Below are 24,844 nucleotides of genomic sequence, written 5' to 3'. Positions count from 1 at the left end.
AAAACACCCGCCATCCAGGCTAGGTTTGCGCCGCGCCATCTAGTCACTTTTGCCGATGCGGCTATCCAGATTGCCTTTCCAGAATCACCCTGTGGCCGATAGTGCCTTTCCCCTTCGCCACGTAAGCTGGTCGGGACGGCTGGCCAGACGGCCAGTGCATTCATGGAGAAACATCGTGGCTACCCTAGATGGCACTAAGAACAACAGTAGTAACAAGGCAGTCGAACCCGGCATGCGGCGCAAGCAGTTTTCCGTATTGGTCAGCAGTACCTTCGCGTTTACCATCTGCTTCGCGGTATGGATGATGTTTGCCGTACTGGGCATCCCCATCAAGACCAGCCTGGGTTTGACTGAAACACAATTTGGCCTGCTGGCCGCCATGCCTGTGCTGACGGGCTCCCTCGTGCGCGTGCCGCTGGGCATCTGGACGGACAAATACGGCGGACGCCGCGTCTTCTTTTGGCTGATGCTGGCCAGCGTGCTGCCGATCTACCTGATCTCCTACGCCACCGCCTATTGGCATTTCCTCGTGCTGGGCATGTTCGTCGGCCTGGCGGGCGGCTCGTTTTCCGTCGGCACGCCGTACGTGGCGCGCTGGTATGAAAAGGAGCGCCGCGGCCTGGCGATGGGCATCTTCGGCGCCGGCAACTCCGGTTCCGCGCTGACCAAGTTCGTCGCGCCGGGCATCGTCGCCGCCTTCGGCTGGCAGATGCTGCCCAAGGTGTATGCGGTGGCCATGCTGGCCACGGCCATCATCTTCTGGCTGTTTTCGTACACGGACAAATCGCACCTGGCGCCATCGGGCGAAAGCTTCAGCGCGCAAATGAAGGTGCTGAAGGACCCGCGCGTGTGGCGCTACTGCCAGTACTACTCGGTGGTGTTCGGCGGCTACGTGGCGCTGGCCCTGTGGATGACCAAGTACTACGTGGCCGAATATGGTTTTGATTTGAAGCACGCGGCGCTGCTGGCGGCCTGTTTCTCGCTGCCGGGCGGCGTGCTGCGCGCGATGGGCGGCTGGATCTCGGACAAATACGGCGCGGCGAAAGTCACCTGGGCCGTGATGTGGGTGTGCTGGGTGTGCTTCTTCCTGCTGTCGTATCCGCAAACGCAGATGGTGGTGGAAACCGTCACGGGACCGCTCGCTTTCCATATCGGCCTGTCGCCGCTGTGGTTTACCGTGCTGCTGTTCATCGTCGGCATCGCCATGGCCGTGGGCAAGGCGTCCGTCTTCAAGTTCATCGGCGATGATTTTTCCGACAACATCGGCGCCGTCTCGGGCGTGGTCGGCCTGGCCGGCGGTCTCGGTGGCTTCATCCTGCCCGTGATGTTCGGTGCCCTGGTGGACCTCACCGGCGTGCGTTCGAGCTCCTTCATGCTCTTGTACGGCACCGTCTGCGTTTCACTCGTCTGGATGTATTTCTCGTTCAAGCCGCTGCGTGCGGCGCCTACCAACCAACTCGCAGGAGCACAAGCATGAGCCGCTACATGATCAATACGTGGGAGCCGGAAACCCCCAGCTTCTGGCAAAAGACGGGCAAGGCCACGGCCGCGCGCAATCTGTGGATCTCGATTCCCGCGCTGCTGCTGGCGTTCGCCGTGTGGATGGTGTGGAGCGTGGTGGTGGTCAACCTGCCCAACATCGGCTTCACCTACAGTAACAACCAGCTGTTCTGGCTGACGGCCTTGCCGGGCCTGTCCGGCGCCACCTTGCGCATCTTTTATTCGTTCATGGTGCCGATTTTCGGCGGCCGTCGCTGGACGGCCATTTCCACCGGCTCGCTGCTGATTCCCGCCATCGGCATCGGCCTGGCCGTGCAGGACGTGAACACGGGCTATCCGACCATGCTGATCCTGGCGTTGCTGTGCGGCTTCGGCGGCGGCAATTTCGCCTCGTCGATGGCCAACATCAGCTTTTTCTACCCGAAGGCGAGCAAGGGCTTCGCGCTGGGCATGAACGCTGGCCTGGGCAACCTGGGCGTGTCGGTGGTGCAGTTCGTCGTGCCGCTGGTGATCACCTTCGCCGTCTTCGGCGCCTGGGGCGGCGATTCGCTCACCTGGGTCAAGAATGGCGTGAGCAAGGAGATGTGGCTGCAAAACGCGGGCTTCATCTGGGTGCCGTTCATCGCCTTGAGTACCTTGCTGGCCTGGTTCGGCATGAATGACCTGGCGTCGGCGAAGGCCTCGTTTTCCGAACAGGCCGTGATCTTCAAGCGCAAGCACAACTGGCTCATGTGCTGGCTGTACACGGGCACCTTCGGCTCCTTCATCGGTTATTCGGCCGCGTTTCCGCTGCTGATCAAGATCCAGTTCCCCGACGTCAATCCGCTCGATTACGCCTTCCTCGGCCCCCTGGTCGGCGCGCTGGCGCGCGTGGCCGGCGGCGTGATTTCCGACAAACTGGGCGGCGCCCGCGTCACCCTGTGGTCTTTCCTCTTGATGATAGGCGCCGTGCTGGGCGTGTTGTACTTCATGCCGCAAGCGGGCGTGGGCGGGAGCTTCAGCGGTTTCTTCTGGATGTTCATGCTGCTGTTCGCCGGCACCGGCATCGGCAATGCGTCGACCTTCCGCATGATCCCCGTGATCTTCCTGACGGAACACCAGCGCGCGGCGGCCGGCAAGGGCAAGGCGGCGCAGGAGCAAGCCATCGTCGACGCCAACAAGGAAGGCGCGGCCGTCCTGGGCTTCACCTCGGCCGTGGCGGCCTACGGCGCCTTCTTCATCCCGAAAAGCTATGGCACCTCGATCTCGCTGACGGGCAGCCCCGACGCGGCCCTGTGGTGCTTCATCGGCTTTTACGTCAGCTGCATCGCCATCACCTGGTGGTGCTATGCGCGCAAGAACGCACCGATGCCTTGCTAGTTAGCGTCAGAATGCCTGGCAAGTCCTGCTTGCCGGGCGTTGTATTCAGTAAGAGGTAGTCATGGAAGAACTGGAAAAATTCGTCAACGGCTTCAGCCTGTTTCAGCAGCAGTATTTCAGCGAGCCGCAGACCTTGTACGACAGCCTGCGCGACGGGCAGCGGCCCTCGACCTTGCTGATCGGCTGCTGCGATTCGCGGGTCGACCCCATGCTGCTGACGGGCAGCGACCCGGGCGACATGTTCGTCGTGCGCAATATCGCCAACCTGGTGCCGCCGTGCACACCCGACGCGCCGCCCGGCGTCAGTTCGGCCATCGAGTTCGCCGTCTGCAAACTCGAAGTGGCCAGGGTCATCGTGCTGGGCCACGCGCGCTGCGGCGGCATCCGCGCGCTGCTCGAACCGCAGCCGCGCGCGGAAGGGCAGGAAACGGACTTCGTGGGACAGTGGATGCGCATCGCCGAACCGGTGGCGCAGCGCGTGCGGCGCGAGCTGGCGCACCGTTCGTCGGCGGAACAGCATCATGCGTGCGAACTGGCCAGCATCCTGCAGTCGCTGGACAACCTGCTCACCTACCCATGGCTCAAGCGCAGGGTGGAGCAGGGGGTGTTGAAATTGCATGGATGGTATTTCGACATCGACAGCGGCGCGCTGATGGCGTATTCGGCGCGCCAGCAGCAGTTTTTGCCGCTCGTCTGTCCCATCGAACGGGCGCGCCACCTGCACGAGCGCCCTGGTAAAACCTGACAAAACCTGCTGCGCGTCGCGATCTGCGGCCTGCGATGCTCACTGTGCTAAAGCACAGCTGCGCTTCTTAGCCACAGCTCCCATCCGCTCGCGACGGTTTTCTCAGGTTTTGAAACCATAGACTCAGCTAAAACGTAACAAATCCCCGCTGCGGTCGAACGCCAGCAGGCTGTCGATGCGACCTTGCTCGATGGCCGTCACCATGGCGCGCAGGGGTGCCTCGCATTCCTGCGCGGCCGGCGGCTGGCCTTCGCGCCCCGCCAGTCCCGCCACGAAGACCACGTCCCAGTGCGTCTGCATCTGTTTCGACTCCTCCTTCAATGTCTCGAAGCTGTCCAGTTCCTCGGGCAGCTTGTCGGCGCACATCACGGGCGTGAGGGACTTGCCCTGGCCGCCAGGCTGGGCCTGCGCCTGGGTAAAGGTGAACAGCAGGCGTTGCGGCTGCTCCTGGTTGCGGGCGCTGCGCAGCAGGCTGGCGTAATCGGTAATCGACATGGTGCTCTTTCTCTGTGTTGAACGATGACGACAGGTATACCGCAGCGCCGCCTTGCCGCCCATAGGCAATAGTGACTATCCGGGTGACTACGCGTCTATGCATTCCTGGCGCCGGAAACCGACTTCTTGCCAATACCGCCGGGCAGGGCGCATCGATAGACTGTTTGTATCGACGCTTGAGCCATCCTGCTTGCAGCGTTTTTATGACCTGGCGCCGCTCTTGCGGCGCAATGTGGAGGTAGCATGAGTCACTTTCTGGACCGTCTTAAATTTTTTAGCAAGCCCGCCGAGCCGTTCTCGAACGGCCATGGCACCGTGGTCGATGAAGACCGCACCTGGGAAAACGCCTACCGTCAGCGCTGGCAGCACGACAAGATCGTGCGCTCCACGCATGGCGTGAACTGTACCGGCTCGTGCAGCTGGAAGGTGTATGTCAAGAATGGCCTGATCACCTGGGAAACCCAGCAAACCGATTACCCGCGCACGCGGCCCGACCTGCCCAACCACGAGCCGCGCGGCTGCCCGCGCGGCGCCAGCTATTCCTGGTACGTGTATTCGGCGCAGCGCGTGAAATACCCGATGGTGCGCGGCCGCCTGATGGAAATGTGGCGCGAAGCGCGCAAGACCATGGACCCCGTCACGGCCTGGGACTGGATCAGCCAGGACCCGGTGCGCTCGCAGCAGTACAAATCCATCCGCGGCCTGGGCGGCTTCGTGCGCGCCACGTGGGACGAATCGAATGAAATCATCGCCGCCGCGAATGCGCTGACGATCAAGAAATACGGCCCAGACCGCGTCGTCGGCTTTTCGCCGATTCCCGCCATGTCGATGGTCAGCTATGCCTCCGGCACGCGCTACCTGTCGCTGATCGGCGGCGTGGCCCTGAGTTTCTATGACTGGTACTGCGACTTGCCGCCGGCCAGCCCGCAAGTGTGGGGCGAGCAGACGGACGTGCCGGAATCGGCCGACTGGTACAACTCGACCTATCTGATGGTGTGGGGCTCGAACGTGCCGATGACGCGCACGCCGGACGCCCACTTCTACACGGAAGTGCGCTACAAGGGCACGAAAACCGTGGCCATCTCGCCCGACTACGGCGAAATGGTGAAGTTCGGCGACATCTGGCTGGCGCCGAAACAGGGCACGGATGCCGCGCTGGCGCTGGCCATGGGCCACGTCATCCTCAAGGAATTCCACTCGGAAGGGCAGAGCGCCTACTTCCGCGACTATGCGCGCCAGTACACGGACTTCCCCATGCTGGTGCTGCTCAAGGAGCATAACGGCACCCTGGTGCCCGACTACTTCCTGCGCGCTTCGCACCTGGACAACAACCTCGACGAAACCAACAACCCGGAATGGAAAACCCTCGTCATCGACGAAACCACGGGTGCGATTACCGCGCCGGCCGGCTCCATCGGCTTCCGCTGGGGCGAGTCGGGCAAGTGGAACCTGGAACAGAAGGCCGGCGGAAGCGGCGCGCCCATCGTGCCGATGCTCTCCATGATCAACGACAGCGACGCCGTCACGGAGGTGGGCTTCGCCTACTTCGGCGGCAAGGATGCGTCCGACATGTTGCTGCGCAAGGTGCCGGTGAAAACCATCCGCCTGGCCGACGGCACGACGGGCCTCGTCACCACCGTGTTCGACCTGACCCTGGCCAACTACGGCATCGACCGTGGCCTCGGCGGTGCCAATGTCGCGGAAAGCTATGACGACGACGTGCCGTACACCCCGGCATGGCAGGAAAAGCACACGGGCGTGAAACGCGCCGACGTCATCACCGTGGCGCGCCAGTTCGCGCAAAACGCCGACCAGACGCGCGGGAAGAGCATGGTCATCGTGGGCGCAGGCCTGAATCACTGGTACCACATGGACATGACCTACCGCGGCATCATCAACATGCTGATGATGTGCGGCTGTATCGGCCAGTCCGGCGGCGGCTGGGCCCATTACGTGGGCCAGGAAAAGCTGCGTCCGCAAACGGGCTGGACGCCTTTGGCTTTCGCCCAGGACTGGGTGCGTCCGATGCGCCAGATGAACGGCACCTCGTTCTTCTACGCCCACACGAGCCAATGGCGCCACGAAAAGCTGGAAACGGGCGACATCGCCTCGCCATCGGCGGCCGGCGGCACGGGCGACCTGACCCTGCTCGATTACAACGCCAAGGCCGAGCGCATGGGCTGGCTGCCATCGGCGCCGCAGCTGCAAACCAATCCGCTGGAAGTGGCCAAGGCCGCCAAGGCGGCGGGGCAGGCGCCGGCCGCGTATGCGCTGGACCAGATCAAGGCGGGCCAGCTGCAATTCTCGTGCGACGACCCGGACAACCCGGCCAACTTCCCGCGCAATATGTTCGTTTGGCGCTCGAACATCCTCGGCAGCTCGGGCAAGGGCCATGAGTACTTCCTGAAATACCTGCTCGGCACGCAGAATGGCTTGCTCAGCGACGAAGACGATTGCATCACGCCGAAACAGGTGAAGGTGCGCCCGGCCGCCGAAGGCAAGCTCGATCTGCTGGTGGTGCTGGACTTCCGCATGTCGACCACCTGCCTGTATGGCGACGTGGTGCTGCCGACGGCCACCTGGTATGAAAAAGACGATCTGAATACGTCGGACATGCACCCGTTCATCCACCCGCTGTCGGAAGCCGTGCAGCCCTTGTGGCAATCGAAGTCGGACTGGGAGATCTACAAAGGGCTGGCCGAGAAATTCTCGGAAATCGGCGGCGAGCTGCTGGGCACCCAGCAAGACATCATTTTGACGCCGCTGATGCACGACACGCCCGGTGAACTGGGCCAGCCTTTCGATCCCAAGGACTGGCGCGCCGGCGAATGCGACGCCATTCCCGGCAAGACGATGCCGAACATGACGGTGGTCGAACGCAATTACCGCGACGTGTACAAGAAGTTCACCTCGATCGGCCCGCTGCTGGAAACCATCGGCAATGGCGGCAAGGGCATTTCCTGGAAAACGGGCCATGAAGTCGACGTGCTGCGCGGCATCAACCGCACGGTGCTCGAAGAGGGCGTGTCGAAGGGCCAGCCGCGCCTCGATACGGCCATCGACGCGGCCGAAATGATTCTGTCGCTGGCGCCGGAAACGAATGGCCACGTGGCCGTGAAAGCCTGGGCCGCGCTGTCCGCCATCACGGGACGCGAGCATACGCACCTGGCGCTGCCGCGCGAGCATGACAGCATCCGCTTCCGCGACGTGCAGGCGCAGCCGCGCAAGATCATTTCCTCGCCCACCTGGTCGGGCCTGGAAAGCGAGGAAGTCAGCTACACGGCCGGCTATACCAACGTGCATGAACTGATCCCATGGCGCACCCTGACGGGCCGCCAGCAGTTCTACCAGGATCACCTGTGGATGCGCGATTTCGGCGAAGGGCTGTGCGTGTACAAGCCGGCCATCAACACGAAGACGACGGAAGCGCTGCTGGGCACCAAGCCGAACGGCAACAAGGAACTGGCGCTGAACTTTTTGACGCCGCACCAGAAGTGGGGCATCCACTCCACGTATTCGGACAACCTGCGCATGCTGACCCTGTCGCGCGGCGGACCGCACGTGTGGCTGTCGGAAACGGATGCGAAGACGGCCGGCATCGTCGACAACGACTGGATCGAAGTGTTCAACGTGAACGGCAGCCTGACGGCGCGCGCCATCGTCAGCCAGCGCATCCCGGCCGGCATGACGATGATGTATCACGCCCAGGAAAAGATCATCAACGTGCCTGGCGCGGAGATGACGGGCAAGCGGGGCGGCATCCATAACTCGGTGACGCGCGCCGTGCCCAAGCCGACGCACATGATCGGCGGCTACGCCCAGCTGGCGTACGGCTTCAATTACTACGGCACGGTGGGCTCCAACCGCGATGAATTCGTATTGGTGCGCAAGATGAACAAGGTTGACTGGCTCGAAGGCCCGTTGCAGGAAGAAGGAGCATAGTATGAAAATCAGAGCGCAAATCGGCATGGTGCTGAACCTGGACAAGTGCATCGGCTGCCACACCTGTTCCGTCACCTGCAAGAACGTGTGGACCAGCCGCGACGGCGTCGAGTACGCATGGTTCAACAACGTGGAAACCAAGCCCGGCATCGGCTATCCGAAGCAGTGGGAAAACCAGGACAAGTGGAACGGCGGCTGGCGCCGCACGGACGCGGGCAAGATCGAGCCGCGCCAGGGCAGCCGTCTGAAGATTCTGGCGAACATCTTCGCCAATCCGAACCTGCCCGCCATCGACGAGTACTACGAGCCGTTCACCTACGACTACGAGCACCTGCAAAGCGCGCCGCTGTCGCAGACGCCGCCGACGGCCCGTCCCATCTCCGTGCTGACGGGGAAAAAGATGGAGAAGATCGAGTGGGGTCCGAACTGGGAAGATGACCTGGGCGGCGAGTTCGCCCAGCGCAGCAAGGATAAACTGTTCGACAACATGCAGAAGGAGATGTACGGCACCTTCGAAAACACCTTCATGATGTATTTGCCGCGCCTGTGCGAGCATTGCCTCAATCCGACGTGCGTGGCATCGTGCCCGTCCGGCTCCGTGTACAAGCGCGAAGACGACGGCATCGTGCTGATCGACCAGGACAAGTGCCGCGGCTGGCGCATGTGCATCTCCGGTTGCCCGTACAAGAAGATTTACTATAACTGGTCGTCCGGCAAGGCGGAGAAGTGCACCTTCTGCTTCCCCCGCATCGAAGCCGGCCAGCCTACCGTGTGCTCGGAAACGTGCGTGGGCCGCATCCGCTACCTGGGCGTGCTGCTGTACGACGCCGACAAGATCGAGGCTGCCGCCTCGGTGCCGCAGGAGCAGGACCTGTACCAGGCGCAGCTCGACCTGTTCCTCGACCCGCACGACCCGGCCATCATCGCCGAGGCGCGCCGCCAGGGCATCCCCGACCTGTGGCTGGAAGCGGCCGTCAAGTCGCCCGTCTACAAGATGGCCGTCGAGTGGAAGGTGGCATTCCCGCTGCATCCGGAATACCGCACCTTGCCGATGGTGTGGTACGTGCCGCCGCTGTCGCCGATCCAGGCGGCCGCCGAATCGGGCAAGCTGGGCGTGAACGGCATGCTGCCGGATACCCAAAGCCTGCGCATTCCCGTGCAGTACCTGGCCAATCTGCTGACGGCCGGCGACCAGCCGCCCATCGTCTCGGCGCTGGACCGCATGCTGGCCATGCGTGCCTACATGCGCAGCAAGACGGTCGAGAAGGTGGAAAACCTCACGGTCCTCAAGCAAGTGGGATTGACCAAGGCGCAGGTGGAGGACATGTACCACATCATGGCGATCGCCAACTACGAAGACCGGTTCGTCATCCCCAGCAGCCACAAGGAAATGGCCGAGGACAGCTTCAACGAGAAGGGTTCGTGCGGCTTCAGCTTCGGCAACGGCTGCTCGGACGGCAGCAGCGAACCGACCTTGTTCGGCAAGAAAAAACACGGTTCGGCCATCTTCATGCAGATGCCGAAGTCGCGCAAAACGGCGCCCGGCGCTTAAGGAGCTCATATGGAACACGCTATGCATCACTACCAAGTCCTTTCCCGTCTGCTGCTGTATCCCGAGCCCGAGCTGATCGAACACCTGCCGCAGCTCGACGCCGCGCTGGCGGCAGTGCCGGAGCAGCACGCGCTGCTGCGGCCTTTGCTGGCGCACCTGGAAAGCAGCAGCCTGATCGACCTGCAGCAGCAGTACGTGGCCACCTTCGACCGCAATCCCTCGCACTCGCTGCACCTGTTCGAGCATATCCACGGCGAATCGCGCGACCGGGGCCAGGCCATGGTCGACCTGATGGAGGAATACAAGCGCCACGGCCTGCAGATGGTGGGCGACGACCTGCCCGACTTCGTGCCCCTGTTCCTGGAATTCCTGGCGCAGCTCGACGAGGCGGTTTCGGCGCCGCTGCTGGGCGACGCCGTCCACGTGCTGGCGCACATCGGCCGCAAGCTGACGGCCAACGGCAGCCCGTATGCGCCCGTCTTCACGATGCTCGAACGCCTGAGCCCCGTGGCGGCAGAAATGCTGGCCGAACCGCCGGTGCGCGACATGGATGAAGCGCTGGAAACCTTCGGTCCCGGCGCGGACGGCGTCGAGCCGTTGCTGCGCCAAGCCCCCGGTGGCGTCCATCCCGTGCATTTTCACCCGCAGCCGCGGCGCGCCGCTTAATTGGCCGCCTGCGCCCGCATGAGGAGAGTACATCATGAGTAATTATTTGCATCAATTTGTGTATGGCATTTATCCATACATCGCGCTGGCCATCTTTTTCCTGGGCAGCCTGATCCGTTTCGACCGCGAGCAATACACGTGGAAGTCCGATTCCAGCCAGCTGCTGCATCGCGGCAGCCTGCGCCTGGGCAATATCCTGTTCCACCTCGGCATCATTGGCCTGCTGTTCGGCCATGCGGCCGGCTTGCTCACCCCCGTCTGGGTGTGGGATACCTTGGGCGTGTCGCATAGCCTGAAACAGGGCGTGGCCATGGCGGCCGGCGGCGTGATGGGCGGCCTGTGCCTGGTCGGCATCCTGATCCTGCTGGCGCGCCGCTTCGGCAATGCACGGCTGCGCGCCGTCACCACGGCCGGCGACAAGCTGGTGATGGTGTGGATCCTGCTGACATTGCTGCTGGGCCTGTCGTCGATCTTCGTCTCGGCTTCGCACATGGATGGCCACATGATGGTCTTGCTGATGAACTGGGCGCAGCACATCGTGACCCTGCGCGGCGACGCCGCCAGCTTCATCGTCGATGCTCCGCTGGTGTTCAAGCTGCATCTGTTCATGGGCATGTCGCTGTTCGTCATCTTCCCGTTCACCCGCCTGGTGCACGTGTGGAGCGGCTTCGGCGCCATCGGATATCTGGGCCGCGCCTATCAGTTGGTGCGCCGCCGTTAATCAAGGAGCTAGATCATGGGAATCTCCGTCAATGGCATCGATATCGACGATGCCGACATCGCGCAGGAACTGCCGCATCACGACCGCGCCGGCAATCCGCTGAAACAGGCCGTGCATGAACTGGTGCTGCGCCGTCTGCTGCAAGACGAGGCCGAGCGCCTCGGCGTGCAGGGCGACAGCATGGACGACCGCATCGAGGCGCTGTTCGCGCAGGAAGTGCGCGTGCCGCCCGCCGACGATGCGGCTTGCCGCACCTTTTACGCGCAGCGCCCGCAGCTGTTCCGCAGCGGGGCGCTGGTCGAGGCGCGCCACATCCTGTTCCAGGTGACGCCCGAGGCGCCCCTGGAGCTGCTGCGCACGACGGCGCAAGCCGTGCTCGACGCCTTGAAACTGGCGCCCGAGCGCTTCGGCGAACTGGCGGCGCAGTATTCGAACTGCCCGTCCGGGGCCCTGGGCGGCAATCTGGGCCAGCTGTCGCCGGGCCAGAGCGTGCCGGAGTTCGATGCGCTGCTGTTCCGCCTGGAAGCGGGCGCGCTGGCCGGCCATTTGCTGGAAACGCGCTTCGGCTACCACATCGTGCAGGTGCTGCGCCGCGTCGAAGGCCAGGCCATCGCCTACGAGGCGGTGCAGGCGCAGATCGCCGACCGCCTGACGCGCGCCGCGTGGCAGCGCGCCGTGCACCAGTATCTGCACTTGCTGGTGGGGCGCGCGGAGATTGCCGGTATCGAGCTCGAAGGCACAGCCAGTCCATTGCTGCAATAGTCCGGAAGGCGTAGGCCGCTAGGCCTTCTGGGGCACAGCCAGATCGTGCCCCAGCCTTTACAATCAAGGAAGAATCAGGAGTAGCGTCATGGGTAGCGTGAAGTTGCAGGACCGTTTTGGCCGTTCGATCGATTATGTGCGGCTGTCCGTCACCGACCGCTGCGATTTGCGCTGCAGTTATTGCATGCCCAAGGGCTTTCGCGGATTCGAGGAGCCGAAGGACTGGCTGACGTTCGACGAGATCGAGCGCCTGCTGGGTATTTTTGTCCGCCTCGGCACGCGCCGCGTGCGCCTGACGGGCGGCGAGCCGCTGTTGCGGCGCAACCTGCCCGAGCTGGCGCAAAAGCTGTCCGCGCTGCCCGGTTTGCAGGATTTGTCGCTGTCGACGAACGCCACCCAATTGGGCAAGCACGCCGTGGCCTTGCGCGCGGCGGGCGTGGACCGCATCAACGTCAGCCTGGACTCGCTGGACCGCGCCTGCATGCAGCAGATCACGGGGCGCGACAGCCTGCAGCCTATTCTGGACGGCCTGATGGCGGGCAAGGCGGCCGGCTTCGATCCGATCAAGATCAACATGGTGGCCATGCGCGGCGTCAATGACGGCCAGATCGAGGCCATGGCCGCGTTTTGCATCGAGCAGCAGTTCATCCTGCGCCTGATCGAAGCCATGCCGATGGGCAGCACGGGCCGCAATGCCAGCTACATGCCGCTCGGTCCCGTGCGCGAGCGCCTGGCGTCCCGTTTCGGCCTGGTGCCGCAGGCGATGGAGCTCGGTGGCGGGCCGGCGCGCTACATGGCGACAGCCGATGGACGCTCGAGCATCGGCTTCATCACGCCCATGTCGCAGCATTTTTGCGCCACCTGCAACCGCGTGCGCCTGTCCGTCGATGGTACCCTGTACCTGTGCCTGGGCCAGGAAGAAAAATTCGCGCTTGGCCCCATGCTGCGCGGCGGGGCCACGGATGCGGAGATCGAGGCGGCGATCCGCGCCGCCATCGAACTCAAGCCGCAGCAGCATGATTTCAATACGCAGCCGGACAAGATTATCCGTTTTATGGCCCAAACCGGAGGCTGAACGGGGCGGTGCCAAGTAAAGGGTGTATGAAATTTAAAGCGATGTTTTCCTCCTGGCAGAAGCTGTCGACCAAGATCGTCGGCGCGCTGCTGCTCATGCTGGTGCTGGCCTTGAGCGCCATCGGCTGCACCCTGTTCCTGTCGTGGCAGCTCGAAGGCAGTTCGGCCGCCATCAACGAGACGGGCCGGCTGCGCATGCAGACCTACCGCCTGACCCTCTTGATTGCCAGCGACGCGGGCGAGCAGGCGCGCCAGCAAGTGCTGCTGATGGACGAGACCCTGGCCAAGATCGGCCACGGCGACCCGCAGCGCCCCCTGTTCCTGCCTCCCAGCACGGCCATCAAGTCCGAATTCGAGCGCATCGGCACCGCCTGGCGCGGCGGCCTGCGCCCGGCAGCCCTGGCCGCCGACTCCTCCGCGCGCGCGCGCCAGTTCGAGCATGACGCCGACACCTTCGTCGGCCAGGTCGATCAATTGGTGCGCCTGATCGAGCACGATAGCGAACAGCGCACCTTCTGGCTGCGCGCCTCCCAGCTGATCCTCGTCGGCATGGCCGTCATCGGCACGGTCAGCATGATTTACCTGATGTTCATGCTCATCATCGAGCCCGTCACGCGGCTGCGCCTGGGCATGCAGCGCATGAAGGAACGCGACTTCAGCGTGCGCCTGGCCGTCGAAAGCAATGACGAATTCGGCCAGCTGGCCAGTGGCTTCAACCAGATGGCCGATCGCCTGCAGGCGCTGTACGGCAATCTGGAAGAGGGCGTGCGCAGCAAGACGGCGACCCTGGAATACCGCAACCGCGAACTGGCGCTGCTGTACGAAAGCGCCGCCTTCCTGCAGCGCCCGCAGCCTTTGGAAGACATCTGCGGCGGCTTCATGCAGCGCATCGTCGACTATTTCGAGGCGGACGGTTCCACCGTGCGCGTGCTCGACGCCGAGCGGGGCAACCTGCACATGGTGGTGCATACTGGCCTGTCCGAGGAACTGGTGGCCTCCGAGCATTGCCTGAAGGTGGGCGACTGCCTGTGCGGCACGGCCGTCGAGATGAAGGTGGCGAAGGTGCACGACATGCGCCGCATCGACAAGGCGCACGAGCTGCGCTGCCACCGCGAGGGTTTTGCCACCGTCTCCGTCTTCCATATCCACGCGCACGAACAGCACCTGGGCTTCTTCAACCTGCATTTCCGCCATGCGCGCGTGTTTTCCGCGCGCGAGCTGGCCTTGCTGGAAACGCTGGGCCAGTTGCTGGGCATCGCGCTGGAAAACCTGCGCCTGGCCGCGCGCGAACGCGAGATGGCCATTTCCGAAGAGCGCAACCTGGTGGCGCAGGGCCTGCACGACAGCATCGCGCAAAGCCTCAATTTCCTCAACCTGCAAGTGCAGATGCTCGACGACTCCGTGCGCAACGCCCGTTTCGACGAGGTGGCGGGCATCGTGCCGGCCCTGCATGCGGGCGTGAAGGAAAGCTATGAAGACGTGCGCGAACTGCTGGCCAACTTCCGCAGCCGCCTGATGGAGGACGATTTGATCGGCTCCCTGCGCGCGGCGGTGGACAAATTCCGCCGCCAGACGGGCATCGACGCCGAGCTGCTGGCCGACGTCGACGGCGCGCCATTCCCCCGCGAGCAGCAATTGCAGTTACTATTCATCGTGCAGGAAGCGCTGTCGAACATCCGCAAGCACGCCCAGGCCAGCCACGTCGAGGTGCGCCTCGCCGATCACCAGGACTTTACCCTGACGATCAGCGACAATGGCGTCGGCTTCGACGCTGTCGACGTGCTGGAAAAGGGCGACAGCCATGTCGGCATCCATATCATGCGCGAGCGCGCGCAGCGCATCGAGGCCACGTTCGACGTGCACGCCTGCCCTGGCGGCGGCACCACCGTCGAACTGCATTTGTCGCGCGAACAGCGCCGCGCCGCCTGAGTCATCACCTGAAAGTACAAAAAACATGGAGACACCCGATAAACCGATCACCGTCATGCTGGTGGACGACCACGCGCTGTTCCGCAGCGGCATACGCTCGCTGCTGCAGCGCCACACGGATTTCTCCGTCGTGGGCGAGGCGGCCGATGGCGTGGAAGGCATCAAGCGCGCCATCCAGCTGCAGCCCGACGTGGTGCTGCTGGACCTGAACATGGCCGGCATGTCCGGCGTGGAAGCGCTGCAGCTGATGCAGCACGACTGTCCCGACACGGCCATCGTCATGCTGACCGTGTCCGAAGACGCGGAAGACCTGGCGACGGCCCTGCGCGCGGGCGCCTGCGGCTACCTGATCAAGAATATCGACGCCGATTACCTGGTGCGCGCCATCCGCCGCGCGGCCGCCGGCGAAGTCGTCATCGCCGAAGCGATGACGGGCAAGCTGGTGGCGCAGCTGCAGGCGGGCACGCGGCGCGAGGAACCCGTGTCGGAACTCGACAAGCTCACGCCGCGCGAAAAGGAAATCATCGATTGCCTGTCCCGTGGCGAGAGCAACAAGGGCATCGCCCGCACCCTCGACCTGGCCGAAAGCACGGTCAAGATCCACGTGCAGAACGTGCTGAAAAAACTCAACCTCACCAGCCGCGTGCAGGCGGCCGTGTATGCGGTCGAGCACCGCCAGGGCAAGTAGCCTGCGCCGGCGGCTAGTCACTGCGGGCTAGCCGTCTACTCCTTTTGCCGATGGCGGTTGTTGCGCTTTTAAAGTAGTATATTGAATATATCTTTAGAGCGAGCCCATCATGGCCATCACCCCGATCAGCGAACCATCTCCTTCCCCCGCCGCCACCGGTGCGGCGCCCTGGCATGCGCGCCACGCCGTCTGGCAACTGGGTTTTCGCCCGTTTTACCTGCTGGCGGCCGTGTTCGCGGCCATCAGCATTCCCCTGTGGCTGGCCAGCTACTTCGGCGTGTTTGCGGGCGGCCTGCGCGTGGGGCTGGGCTGGCATATGCATGAAATGGTGTTCGGCTTCGCGCTGGCCGTCGTCGTGGGCTTCCTGTACACGGCGGGGCGCAACTGGACGGGCTTGCCCACGCCGCACGGCGCGCAGCTGATGGCACTGGTGGCACTGTGGCTGGCGGGACGCGTGGCCATGCTGTGCGGCCCCGGCCTGCTGGCGGCCCTGGTCGACTGGCTGTTCCTGCCGCTGGCCGCCTGGCCCCTGTATCGGGTGCTGCGCCGCTCGGGCAATACGCGCAACCTGTTCCTGGTCGGCTTGCTGGCCCTGCTGGCGCTGGCCAATGGCCTGTTCCACGCGGCCGTGCTGGGCTGGTTGCCGCTGTCGCTGTTCCTGCCCGTGCAGGCGGCCATCTTCATCATCGTGCTGATCGAATCGGTGATCGGCGCGCGCGTGATCCCCATGTTCACCCGCAATGGCGCGCCTGGCAGCACGCCCGTAGCCAGCCCGCAGCGGGCCTTGATCGCCGTGGCCTGCATGGCGGCGGCCGCCATCGCGTGGCTGGCCGGCGCGCCAGTGTGGCTGACGGCGCCGCTGGCCCTCGTGGCAAGCGGGGTCTCGCTGTCGAACCTGCTGGCCTGGCAGCCGCAACGCACGCTGCGCGTGCCGCTGCTGTGGATCTTGCACCTGTCGTATGCGTGGATCGGCATCGGCTTCGCGCTGCTGGGACTGGCCAGTCTGGGCCTGCTGCCCGTCAGCGCCGCGCTGCACGCGCTGACGGTGGGGTCGATGGCGGGCCTGATCATCGGCATGATGACGCGCACCACCCTGGGCCACACGGGGCGTGCGCTGAAGGGCGGCAGGGCGGAAGCGGCGATGTACTGGCTGATCCAGCTGGGCGCGCTGGCGCGCCTGCTGGCCGCCGTCGGCCCCGTCTCGCTGGCCATGCCGCTGCTGCTGGCGGCGGGTGCCTGCTGGTCGCTGGCCTTTGGCCTGTATGCGTGCGTGTATGCGCCGTACCTGTGGCGTGCCAGGGTGGACGGCCGCGAAGGCTAGACTTCTGTCAGAAAGGGCGCCAGGCCAGCAGTTTCCTGATTTCCGGCGTCCAGTACGACAGCGATTCGCCCACGACGAATAGCAGCAGGCCCAGCATCAAGGCTCTCAGCAGCAAATCCCTGCACCAGATCATGTCGTCTCCCTCATTTTCATATTGCCAATTTTATCATTGGCTTGCGCCGCCATGTTGCGTTTCTGCTACGACCGCCTCGCCGGACGGCGGCGTCTGTGCCGTGAAGGCGGCGACGGCGTCGATGGCGCGTGCCAGCGCCTGTTCCAGCGTGTCGAGCGCGGCGGCCGCATCGTCGCCGGCGTGCAGCAGCTGTTCGGCGTGCTGGGCCGCATGCAAGGTGGCGGGCAGGGCCAGGCTGCCGGCCACGCCGGCCAGCTTGTGCGCCAGCGCGGCGGCGTCGCCGCGCGCATTGGCCGCCAGCAGCGCGCGCATGGCGCCGACCGTATTGCTGTAGGTGACGCCAAAGCGCGACAGGTGCTGGCGGTAGGGTGCTTCCTCGAGCCACTGCGCCATGCCCTGCGCCAGGTCGATCGCGGGTGCCGCGCCGTGCGGCGGCACGGCCATCGTCGCTTCGGCCATGACGGGCGGCAGGGCCGGCAATCCCTGCGCACGACGCCGGTGTGCGCGCGCGATCAGGGCGATGGTCTGCGGCACGTCGAACGGTTTGCTGATGAAATGGTTCACGCCCGCCTCCAGCGCCGCCGTGCGCTGCGTCTGGAAGGCGCCGGCCGTCAGCGCCACCACGGGCAGGTCCTGGAACTGCCGCAACTGGCGCAGCGCGCGTGTCGCCTGCAAGCCATCCATGACGGGCATCTGCACATCCATCAGCACGATGTCGACGTCGGCGGGATGGGCCAGCAGCCAGTCCAGCGCCTGCTGGCCATCGCAGGCGAACGAGGGCACGGCGCCCTGATCGCACAGGATATGCCTGACCACGTCGCGGTTGATCTCGCTGTCGTCGACCACCAGCACGCGCACGCCAGCCAGCTGGCGTTCTTCCAGCGGGACGAGATTGGCGTCCAGGCCTGCGGCCCTGGCGCGCTGCTGGCGCGCCTCCATCGTCGCGTTGTACAGGCTGGAAGCGGTCACCGGTTCGTTGAGGATGGCGTCGGCGGCATGGGCCGGATCGGTGCGCCGCCGCGACGGTGCCGTCGCCGGCGCGCCGCTGGCCGCCAGGATGACGACGGGGCAGTCCTGCGGCGGCAGGTATTCGCGCAGGGCGCGCGCCGTGGCTTCGCCGTCCAGGTCCGGCATGCGCGCGGCCAGCACCACCACGCCGGGGCGCTCGCCCTCGGCGCAGGCCAGCGCATGCTCGAGTGCCGCCTGGCCGCCGGACACGGCATGCACGTTCCAGCCCAGGCCGCGCGCCACGGCGGCCACCGCCTCGCGCGTGTCGGCGTTGGCGTCGGCCAGCAAGACGTGCAGGCCCTGCATGTCGGGCGAGGACAGGGCTGTGGCGGGCATCAGTTGCAGCGGCAGCGTGAAACTGAAGGCGCTGCCTTGGCCCAGGCCGCTTTCCAGGTGCAGGGTGCCGCCCATCAGGCGCACCAGCTGGCGGCAGATGGTCAGGCCCAGGCCCGTGCCGCCGAAGCGGCGCGTGGTGGAGGTGTCGGCCTGGGCGAACGCGGAAAAGATCGCCTCCTGCACCTCGGGGGCGATGCCGATGCCCGTGTCGCGCACGCAAAAGCGCAGCACCGCGGCGTCGCCGTCGCGGCTTTCCAGCGTGGTCAGCAGTTCGACCGTGCCCTGTGGCGTGAACTTGATGGCATTGCTGCCCAGGTTGACCAGCACCTGTTCCAGCCGCAGCGCGTCGCCAAGCACGTGGTCGATGCCATCGGGCAGCGGCCCGATCCGCACAGTGACGGGCTTGTCTTGCGCGGCCACGCCCATGCTGGCGGCGACCTTCTCGATCACCTCGGCCAGGCGGAACGGCGCCTGCTCGATCGTCATGTGGCCCGCCTCGATTTTCGAGACGTCCAGCACGTCGTTGATGATGCCCAGCAGCGACTGCCCGGCCGCGCGGATCTTGCGCGTCATCAGCAGTCCTTCCGCATCCAGGCTGCCCCGTTCCAGCAGCCAGGCCATGCCGAGGATGGCGTTGAGCGGCGAGCGGATCTCATGGCTCATGTTGGCGAGGAATTCGGCCTTGCTGCGGTTGGCCGCTTCGGCGCCGTCGCGCGCCAGCAGCATGGCCGCCTCGGCCTGCTTTTGCGCGGAAATATCCTGGGCGAAGATCAAGGTGGCCGGTCCATCCTTGAGCATCACGCGCGTGCTGGTCTTGAGAGTGGGCACGGGCCGGCCCTGCTTGTCCAGGCCGACGGCTTCAAACATCTGTTCGCTGGCCGAATCGGTCTCGATCAGCGCTTCGATGCTTGCCAGCGCGACTTGCGAGGAGGGCGTGAGCATGGCGCGCCAGGGCAGGCCGCTCAGCTCATCCTCGGGGGCATAGCCATGCAGGTGGCGGTAGCGGGGATTGGAATACACGAAGCGTCCATGGCGCAGGATGGCGATCGCTACGGGCGCATCTTCGATCAGGGTGCGAAAGCGCGTTTCGCTGTCGGACACGGCTTGCATGGCCTGGCGCTCCCTTTCCTGCTCCACCTGCCAGGCGGCTTGCTGCCGGCGCCGCCGCTGGCTCCAGAACAGCAGGCTGGCGCCGGCCAGCGCCAGCATGGCGAAGCCGACCAGGTAGCCCAGCGCCTGCCGACGCAGCGGGGCGGCGATGGCCGCTTCTTCGCGGCTCAGGCCGATGATCAGGGCGCGGTCCATGTGCAGCGCGGCGGGGGCGATCGTCGCCATGGCCATGACGCGGGGGGAGGCGCCGGCGATCTCGACGCCGCTCAGCACACCCGCCTGATAGCCGCTGTCGCGGAAGCGCCGCAGGAAGCTGCCGGGCACGTCCAGATTGCCGCCATTGACGCTCTTGACCGGATAGTTCAGGAATTGCCGGCCGTCGCCATGCACGACGACGGCCCACACATCGGCGGCATACATGGCGGTGCGGAACTTGGCCGTGAAGTATTCGGGGTCGAAGGTGGCCACCACGACGCCGGCAAAGCGGCCTTGCCGGTCCTGCACCATGCGCGACGCCGTGATGACCAGGTCCCGCTTGAAGGACAGGAAAGGCGCCGAGATGTACAGCATGCGCGGATCCGGGGCGTCGCGCGCCGTCCGGAAGTAGTCGCGGCGCGAAAAATCCTGGTCGGACAGCTCCGGGATGTTGGTGGCGACCGGCTTGCCGCCGGCATCGACGACCAGCATGGTGCGCACCCCCGGCATGGCGTCGACCAATGCGGCCAGGCGCCGGGGCAGGGCTAGTCCGGCGTCGGGCGCGGCGCCGGCGGCCAGATAGTCGCGGATTACGCCGTCGAGCACCAGGTTGGTCGCCGCCAGGTCGACTTCGATATTTTTTGCCAGCAGCGCCGTCAGCACGCTGAGCCGTTCACGCTCGGCCGCTTCGTGCCGCGACGCCTCGGCCAGGTGCGCGTAGGCGAGGGCGGCAGCGACGATCAGCAGCCCGAGGAGAAAAAACAGCCATTCGATCAATCGTCTGCGCACTGCCGCCGCATCTGTGTGGTAGGTCATGTGGCGATGCTATACCCGATACGCGCGGAGAACAACTTTTGTGCACGACTATGCATGTGATAGTGTGGTCAATTTGCTCCCAAGGGGCAGGTGCAGGCGGAAGACGGCGCCATGGCCCGGTGCGGAGGTCACGCCGATGCTGCCGCCCATCAGGGTGACGAGCTGGCGCGCGATGGCCAGCCCCATGCCGGCGCCGTCATGGGCGCGGCTCGGCGAGTCGTCCGCCTGCGTGAATTTGTCGAAGATGTCGCCCTGGCGCGCCTGCGCGATGCCGATGCCCGTATCGCGCACCTCGATCCGCAGGTCCGCGCCGCTGTGCGTGACGTGCACGTCGACGCGCCCTGCGGCCGTGTAGCGGATGGCGTTGTCGAGCAGGATGTCGAGCACGCGCACCAGGCGGACGCGGTCGCAATCGATGCTGGGCGGCGTGGCGGGTGCGACTTGCGCGGCCAGTTGCAAGCCCTTGTGCGCCGCGCGCGGCCGGTGCGGCGCCAGCGCCAGTTCCAGCAACTGGTCGAGTGGCGCGGCGGCGGACTCCAGCCGCACCTGGTCGTGCTCGAGCGCGCTCAACTCCATCGCCGCCTCGACCATGGTCAGCAATTGGCGGCCGCTGCCCTGTATCGTTTGCGCGTAGGCGGCCAGTTCCGGTTCGCGCAGCCGTTCCAGCAGCAGCTCGGAGAAACCGAGGATGCCATTGAGGGGCGTGCGCAATTCATGCGACATGTTCGACAGGAAGCGCGACTTGGCCTCGCTGGCGGCGATGGCCCTGGCGCGGCTGTCGACCAGTCTGCCGATCAGCAGCACCAGCGCGGCCCACGACAGCACGATCAGCGCGCTCGTGATGGCCGCCATCAGCAAGGCCTGGTCGCGGCGCGAGAAATAGTCGGCCAGCACGGTGTCGCGATCCAGGCCGACCAGCATGTAGAGCGGATAGTCGGCCAGCTTTTCGAACGCATAAAAACGCAGCGTGCCATCGACGGGACTGCGCGCGCTGAAACTGCCCCGCGTGCCGCCACGCATCAGCGAAAACACCTTGCTGCCGCCGATGTCCTGGCCGATGGTGTTGACGGCGCCGACCCGGCGCGCGCGCACCACGCCATCGCTGCCGACGAGCGCGATGGAGCTGTTGTCGCCCAGGTCGACTTCGTCGTACAGGCGCGTGAAGTAATACGGGTCCATCGAGACCACCACCACGCCCTTGAAGCGGCCATCGGCATGGTTGATGCGGCGCGTCAGCTGGATCGACCATTTTTTCGACACGCGGCCCAGCACCGGCTTGCTGATATACAGTTCGCCGCTGTCGCGCTGCATGTGTACCCGGATGTGCTCGCGGTCGGCCAGGTTGGTCGGTTTGAAGGGGCGGCTCGACAGCACCGTGTCGCCCCGTTCGTCGATGATGCTGAACAGGTTGTACAGGGGGCCGGGATTGAGGCCTTGCCGCAGGTCCGCCACGATGTCGAGGCGCTCGCCCAGCGCCTGGTAGCGGCCGCGCAGGTAGGTGGCCGCCTGGTCCGCCGCCTCGATCGTGCGGATCGCGTGCTCGTCGAAGACGCGCGCCATGCTGCGCGCATCGCGCCCGGCGCCAGCGATGGCCGCCTCATGGGCGTGCCGCAGTTGCAGCACGGTGATGCTCCACAGTCCCGCCAGCAGGATGGCCATGAAGAGCGACAGCAGGGTGCGCGTATCCCATCGCTCCCAGGCCCGGGCCTTCCCGTATGTGTGCTGCCGCATGCTGCCTCCGCAAGTCTTCCAGGTCTGCCGTGATGCACGGATGCCCGGCCTCACCGGCGCGGTGATTTATCAATTATAGCGAATATAATTGATTTTATCGAATAAATTGATTTTGTGTGGAAAAGTGTTGTATTGAACCCCGGCCCGGGCGGCTAGCGCATGGCCGCCTGGTGCGCCAGCCAGCGCTCCACCGTCGCGCGCAGCTGGGCGGCCGTGAACGGCTTGGACAGATAATCGTCCATGCCGGCCGCCACGCAGCGCTGCCGGTCGTCCTCGGTGACGCCGGCCGTCAGGGCGATGACGGGCAGGCGCGGCGCGCCGCTGGCCGCTTCGCGGGCGCGCAGGGCCTGGCATGCCTGGTAACCGTCCATGACGGGCATCATGCAATCCATCAGGACCAGGTCGTACTGCTGCGCGGCCATCGCTTGCAGGCCCAGCGCGCCGTTCTCTGCCGTGTCGATGCTGTAGCCGCGGCCGCCCAGCTGCAGGCACACCAGCTGGCGGTTCAGTGCCGTATCCTCGACCAGCAGGATGCGCGCGCCCGGCGCCGGCGCTGGGGAGGGGGCGGGCGCCGGCACTGTGACGGCGGCGGCGGGCGGCGGCATTTCCGGCTGCGCTTGCGGCGCGCTGGCCGCCAGGCAGGGAATGCGCACGGTGAAGCGGGAGCCGGCGCCGGGCGCGCTGCTGCAGGCGATCTCGCCGCCCAGCAGCGTCACCAGGTGCTGGCAAATGGCCAGGCCCAGTCCCGTGCCGCCATAGGCGCCGCTGATGCTGTCGTCGGCCTGGCAAAACGGCTCGAAGATGCGGCCCAGCTGTTGTTCGTTCATGCCGATGCCCTGGTCGCTGACCATGGCGACCAGGCAGGCGCTGGCGCCGTCCGGCGTGGCCGGCGCCAGGTGCAGGCGCACGGTGACGCTGCCGGAGGGCGTAAACTTGATCGCATTGCTGAGCAGGTTGCCGAGGATCTGCGCGAGGCGCGTGCGGTCCGAGCAGATTTGCCGCGGCATGCCGGGGTCGACCTCGGCCGTCAGCTGCAAGCCTTTGCGGTCCGCTGGCGCGCGGTGCAACGCCAGCACGTCGTCGAGCAGCAGGCGCGGGTCGAAGTCGCGCAGCTCGATGCGCATCTGACCGGCCTCGATCCTGGACAGGTCGAGGATGTCGTTCAGGATGCGCATCAGGTGCTGCACGCCGTCGCCGATGCGCTCGGCGTGCTGCCGCTGCGCCGCGTCGAGCCGGGTGTCCTGCAGCAGTTCGGCCATGCCGGCGATGCCGGCCATCGGCGTGCGGATCTCGTGGCTCATGACGGCCAGGAAGCGCGACTTGGCCGCATTCGCTGTTTCCGCGCGCGCCTGCAGCGCCAGCGCCCGGGCCGCGTCGCGCTCATGGCGCCGCAGCAGGGCCATGATCAGCGCGATGGCCCCGGCCAGCACGAGCAGGCTGACGACGGCAGCGCCGCCCATGGTGCGCAACATGCGGCGCCAGCCCGCCAGGTAGACCTCGTCCGTCACGGTCACGTTGATGGCCAGCGGGTAGTCGCGCACCAGCCGTATGCCGGCCAGGCGGTCGACCGCGCGGCCCTGCTCGGCCGCGCGCGGCGTGTCCACCTGCAGTACGCCATCGGTCTTGCCCTGTTCCAGCAGGCGGTAGGTGCTGCCCGTCAGGTTGCGCTTGCCCATCATGGCGGGTACGGCCGGCCAGCGGGCCAGCAGCGTGTAGTCGCTGCGGTACAGGGAAAAGGCCGTGTGTTCGCCGATGCTGGTGCTTTGGAAGAATTTGCTGAAGAAGTCGCACGACAGGCCGACCAGCACCACGCCCAGGAAGCGGCCGTCCGGCGCGCTGATGCGCCGGCTGATGTAGAAGGTCCAGGCGCCATTGCCCTTGTTTTGCACGGGCGCGCTGACATGCATGCCGCCGTCCGGATGGCGCCGGTGATACGCGAAGTAATCGCGCTCGTCGAGGCGGATGGGCGGCGCGGGAAAGGCGCGGCTGAAGGCCAGCACGCTCGCGTCGCTGCCGACGATGGACACCACGTCCACTTGCGGCACGCCGCCGATCTTGTGCCGCAGCAACTGATGCATGGCCGGGGTGCCGACGGCGGCGGCCAGCGCTTGCGCGTCCGCGGGGGCGGCGGCCTGGATGTCGTTGCTGACGCTGTCGAGCACCAGGCTGGCCGCCGTCATGCTCTGCGCCGTGTTTTCCGCCAGCAGCAGCGACAGGTTGGACAGATCCTGCTTCCAGTCATCGACGGCTTCGCGGTGCAGCAGCACGCCGGAGACGACGATGCGCAGCGCCAGCAGGCCCACCAGCACCAGGCCCACGACGGCCGCCGTGGTGCGCGGCCGATAGCGGTGCACCAGGCGCAGGGCGGCCTGGCGCGCGTTCATGCCTGCGCGCCCGTGTAGTCAAGCATGCTGCGGCGTACCTCGCGTTCCACTTCGCCGACCAGCGCCGCCGTCTCGTCGAGCCAGTCCGACGCCGCCACGCCCTGATGGCGCACCAGTTGCTCGAGTGCCGCCAGGCGCGCCACCAGGGTGCCGGCGCCCAGCAGGGCTGCGGTGCCGCGCAAGGTATGGCAGCTCTGCACGATGGCTGGCGCCGCGCCGCCGCGCACGGCCTGTTCGACGCGCGCAAACATGGCCGGCGCCGTGTCCAGGTAGGTCTGCGACAGGGCGCGGAACATCTCGAGGTCGTGGCCGGTGGCCTGGAACAGCACGGCAGGATCGATGTGGCGATAGGCTGGCATGGCGGCTCCGTGGCGGGG

General features: G+C 65.7%; 18 protein-coding genes. 12 read left to right on the top strand and 6 right to left on the bottom strand.

Going from position 1 to position 24,844, the window contains the following annotated elements; all coding sequences use genetic code 11:
• Positions 1 to 232 precede the first annotated feature (232 nt).
• The 3 genes from GCN78_RS24475 to GCN78_RS24465 all read left to right on the top strand — a co-directional run bounded on the left by GCN78_RS24475 (position 233) and on the right by GCN78_RS24465 (position 3,604).
• Positions 233 to 1,477, top strand: a complete 1,245-nt coding sequence (locus GCN78_RS24475; RefSeq protein WP_152254072.1) for an MFS transporter — start codon at positions 233 to 235, stop codon at positions 1,475 to 1,477.
• A complete protein-coding gene (locus GCN78_RS24470; protein WP_152254039.1) occupies positions 1,474 to 2,859 on the top strand; it encodes a NarK family nitrate/nitrite MFS transporter in 1,386 nt (461 codons plus the stop codon). Before GCN78_RS24475 ends, GCN78_RS24470 begins: the two co-directional genes overlap by 4 nt.
• A gap of 61 nt (positions 2,860 to 2,920) precedes the next feature.
• Complete coding sequence (locus tag GCN78_RS24465; protein ID WP_152254038.1) at positions 2,921 to 3,604, top strand: carbonic anhydrase; 684 nt, start codon at positions 2,921 to 2,923, stop codon at positions 3,602 to 3,604.
• Positions 3,605 to 3,727: 123 nt separating this feature from the next.
• Here the strand turns inward: GCN78_RS24465 and GCN78_RS24460 are convergent, their stop codons facing one another.
• Positions 3,728 to 4,099 (bottom strand): ribonucleotide reductase subunit alpha, encoded by a 372-nt coding sequence (locus GCN78_RS24460; RefSeq protein ID WP_092716324.1) that lies wholly within the window; start codon positions 4,097 to 4,099, stop codon positions 3,728 to 3,730.
• A 243-nt stretch (positions 4,100 to 4,342) separates the two neighbouring features.
• Here GCN78_RS24460 and GCN78_RS24455 point away from each other — a divergent pair, with 243 nt between their 5' ends.
• The 9 genes from GCN78_RS24455 to GCN78_RS24415 all read left to right on the top strand — a co-directional run bounded on the left by GCN78_RS24455 (position 4,343) and on the right by GCN78_RS24415 (position 16,754).
• Positions 4,343 to 8,041, top strand: a complete 3,699-nt coding sequence (locus GCN78_RS24455) for a nitrate reductase subunit alpha (protein WP_152254037.1) — start codon at positions 4,343 to 4,345, stop codon at positions 8,039 to 8,041.
• 1 nt (position 8,042) lies between these two features.
• Positions 8,043 to 9,593 (top strand): nitrate reductase subunit beta, encoded by a 1,551-nt coding sequence (gene narH, locus GCN78_RS24450; RefSeq protein ID WP_152254036.1) that lies wholly within the window; start codon positions 8,043 to 8,045, stop codon positions 9,591 to 9,593.
• A 9-nt stretch (positions 9,594 to 9,602) separates the two neighbouring features.
• The gene (gene narJ / locus GCN78_RS24445) at positions 9,603 to 10,259 is read left to right on the top strand and encodes a nitrate reductase molybdenum cofactor assembly chaperone (RefSeq protein WP_226939809.1); all 657 of its coding nucleotides are present in this window, start codon (positions 9,603 to 9,605) and stop codon (positions 10,257 to 10,259) included.
• A gap of 34 nt (positions 10,260 to 10,293) precedes the next feature.
• Positions 10,294 to 10,980 carry a respiratory nitrate reductase subunit gamma gene (narI, locus tag GCN78_RS24440; protein WP_152254035.1) on the top strand — a complete coding sequence of 229 codons (687 nt, stop codon included), beginning with the start codon at positions 10,294 to 10,296 and terminating at the stop codon, positions 10,978 to 10,980.
• A gap of 15 nt (positions 10,981 to 10,995) precedes the next feature.
• On the top strand, positions 10,996 to 11,742 hold the full coding sequence (locus GCN78_RS24435; RefSeq protein WP_152254034.1) for a peptidylprolyl isomerase: 747 nt from the start codon (positions 10,996 to 10,998) through the stop codon (positions 11,740 to 11,742).
• An 88-nt stretch (positions 11,743 to 11,830) separates the two neighbouring features.
• A complete protein-coding gene (moaA, locus tag GCN78_RS24430; protein ID WP_152254033.1) occupies positions 11,831 to 12,817 on the top strand; it encodes a GTP 3',8-cyclase MoaA in 987 nt (328 codons plus the stop codon).
• A gap of 26 nt (positions 12,818 to 12,843) precedes the next feature.
• Complete coding sequence (locus GCN78_RS24425) at positions 12,844 to 14,745, top strand: type IV pili methyl-accepting chemotaxis transducer N-terminal domain-containing protein (RefSeq protein ID WP_152254032.1); 1,902 nt, start codon at positions 12,844 to 12,846, stop codon at positions 14,743 to 14,745.
• A 25-nt stretch (positions 14,746 to 14,770) separates the two neighbouring features.
• Entirely contained in the window at positions 14,771 to 15,433 is a 663-nt protein-coding gene (locus GCN78_RS24420; RefSeq protein WP_034781594.1) for a response regulator, read from the top strand.
• Positions 15,434 to 15,542: 109 nt separating this feature from the next.
• Entirely contained in the window at positions 15,543 to 16,754 is a 1,212-nt protein-coding gene (locus tag GCN78_RS24415; RefSeq protein WP_152254031.1) for an NnrS family protein, read from the top strand.
• Positions 16,755 to 16,761: 7 nt separating this feature from the next.
• Here the strand turns inward: GCN78_RS24415 and GCN78_RS29930 are convergent, their stop codons facing one another.
• From GCN78_RS29930 to GCN78_RS24395, 5 genes are all read right to left on the bottom strand, one after another.
• Positions 16,762 to 16,887, bottom strand: a complete 126-nt coding sequence (locus GCN78_RS29930; RefSeq protein ID WP_257218626.1) for a hypothetical protein — start codon at positions 16,885 to 16,887, stop codon at positions 16,762 to 16,764.
• A 33-nt stretch (positions 16,888 to 16,920) separates the two neighbouring features.
• Complete coding sequence (locus tag GCN78_RS24410; protein WP_152254030.1) at positions 16,921 to 20,352, bottom strand: response regulator; 3,432 nt, start codon at positions 20,350 to 20,352, stop codon at positions 16,921 to 16,923.
• A gap of 48 nt (positions 20,353 to 20,400) precedes the next feature.
• Positions 20,401 to 22,083: a sensor histidine kinase gene (locus GCN78_RS24405; protein WP_152254029.1), complete on the bottom strand. Its 1,683-nt coding sequence runs from the start codon at positions 22,081 to 22,083 to the stop codon at positions 20,401 to 20,403.
• 152 nt (positions 22,084 to 22,235) lie between these two features.
• Positions 22,236 to 24,467 (bottom strand): hybrid sensor histidine kinase/response regulator, encoded by a 2,232-nt coding sequence (locus GCN78_RS24400; RefSeq protein WP_152254028.1) that lies wholly within the window; start codon positions 24,465 to 24,467, stop codon positions 22,236 to 22,238.
• Positions 24,464 to 24,826 (bottom strand): Hpt domain-containing protein, encoded by a 363-nt coding sequence (locus GCN78_RS24395; RefSeq protein WP_193316860.1) that lies wholly within the window; start codon positions 24,824 to 24,826, stop codon positions 24,464 to 24,466. Before GCN78_RS24395 ends, GCN78_RS24400 begins: the two co-directional genes overlap by 4 nt.
• Between the last annotated feature and the right edge of the window lie 18 nt (positions 24,827 to 24,844).

Source organism: Janthinobacterium rivuli (genome assembly GCF_009208735.1).
Taxonomy (GTDB): domain Bacteria; phylum Pseudomonadota; class Gammaproteobacteria; order Burkholderiales; family Burkholderiaceae_D; genus Janthinobacterium.
Note: the sequence above shows the minus strand (reverse complement) of the source record. Positions and strands in the feature narration are given on the sequence as shown.

Coding starts and splice junctions, on each gene's coding strand:
- narH (WP_152254036.1), top strand. CDS start 8,043: ATGAAAATCAGAGCGCAAATCGGCATGGTGCTGAACCTGGACAAGTGC.
- GCN78_RS24400 (WP_152254028.1), bottom strand. CDS start 24,467: ATGAACGCGCGCCAGGCCGCCCTGCGCCTGGTGCACCGCTATCGGCCG.
- GCN78_RS24465 (WP_152254038.1), top strand. CDS start 2,921: ATGGAAGAACTGGAAAAATTCGTCAACGGCTTCAGCCTGTTTCAGCAG.
- narJ (WP_226939809.1), top strand. CDS start 9,603: ATGGAACACGCTATGCATCACTACCAAGTCCTTTCCCGTCTGCTGCTG.
- GCN78_RS24460 (WP_092716324.1), bottom strand. CDS start 4,099: ATGTCGATTACCGATTACGCCAGCCTGCTGCGCAGCGCCCGCAACCAG.
- GCN78_RS29930 (WP_257218626.1), bottom strand. CDS start 16,887: ATGATCTGGTGCAGGGATTTGCTGCTGAGAGCCTTGATGCTGGGCCTG.
- GCN78_RS24420 (WP_034781594.1), top strand. CDS start 14,771: ATGGAGACACCCGATAAACCGATCACCGTCATGCTGGTGGACGACCAC.
- GCN78_RS24475 (WP_152254072.1), top strand. CDS start 233: ATGCGGCGCAAGCAGTTTTCCGTATTGGTCAGCAGTACCTTCGCGTTT.
- GCN78_RS24395 (WP_193316860.1), bottom strand. CDS start 24,826: ATGCCAGCCTATCGCCACATCGATCCTGCCGTGCTGTTCCAGGCCACC.
- moaA (WP_152254033.1), top strand. CDS start 11,831: ATGGGTAGCGTGAAGTTGCAGGACCGTTTTGGCCGTTCGATCGATTAT.
- GCN78_RS24405 (WP_152254029.1), bottom strand. CDS start 22,083: ATGCGGCAGCACACATACGGGAAGGCCCGGGCCTGGGAGCGATGGGAT.
- narI (WP_152254035.1), top strand. CDS start 10,294: ATGAGTAATTATTTGCATCAATTTGTGTATGGCATTTATCCATACATC.
- GCN78_RS24470 (WP_152254039.1), top strand. CDS start 1,474: ATGAGCCGCTACATGATCAATACGTGGGAGCCGGAAACCCCCAGCTTC.
- GCN78_RS24455 (WP_152254037.1), top strand. CDS start 4,343: ATGAGTCACTTTCTGGACCGTCTTAAATTTTTTAGCAAGCCCGCCGAG.
- GCN78_RS24415 (WP_152254031.1), top strand. CDS start 15,543: ATGGCCATCACCCCGATCAGCGAACCATCTCCTTCCCCCGCCGCCACC.
- GCN78_RS24425 (WP_152254032.1), top strand. CDS start 12,844: ATGAAATTTAAAGCGATGTTTTCCTCCTGGCAGAAGCTGTCGACCAAG.
- GCN78_RS24435 (WP_152254034.1), top strand. CDS start 10,996: ATGGGAATCTCCGTCAATGGCATCGATATCGACGATGCCGACATCGCG.
- GCN78_RS24410 (WP_152254030.1), bottom strand. CDS start 20,352: ATGACCTACCACACAGATGCGGCGGCAGTGCGCAGACGATTGATCGAA.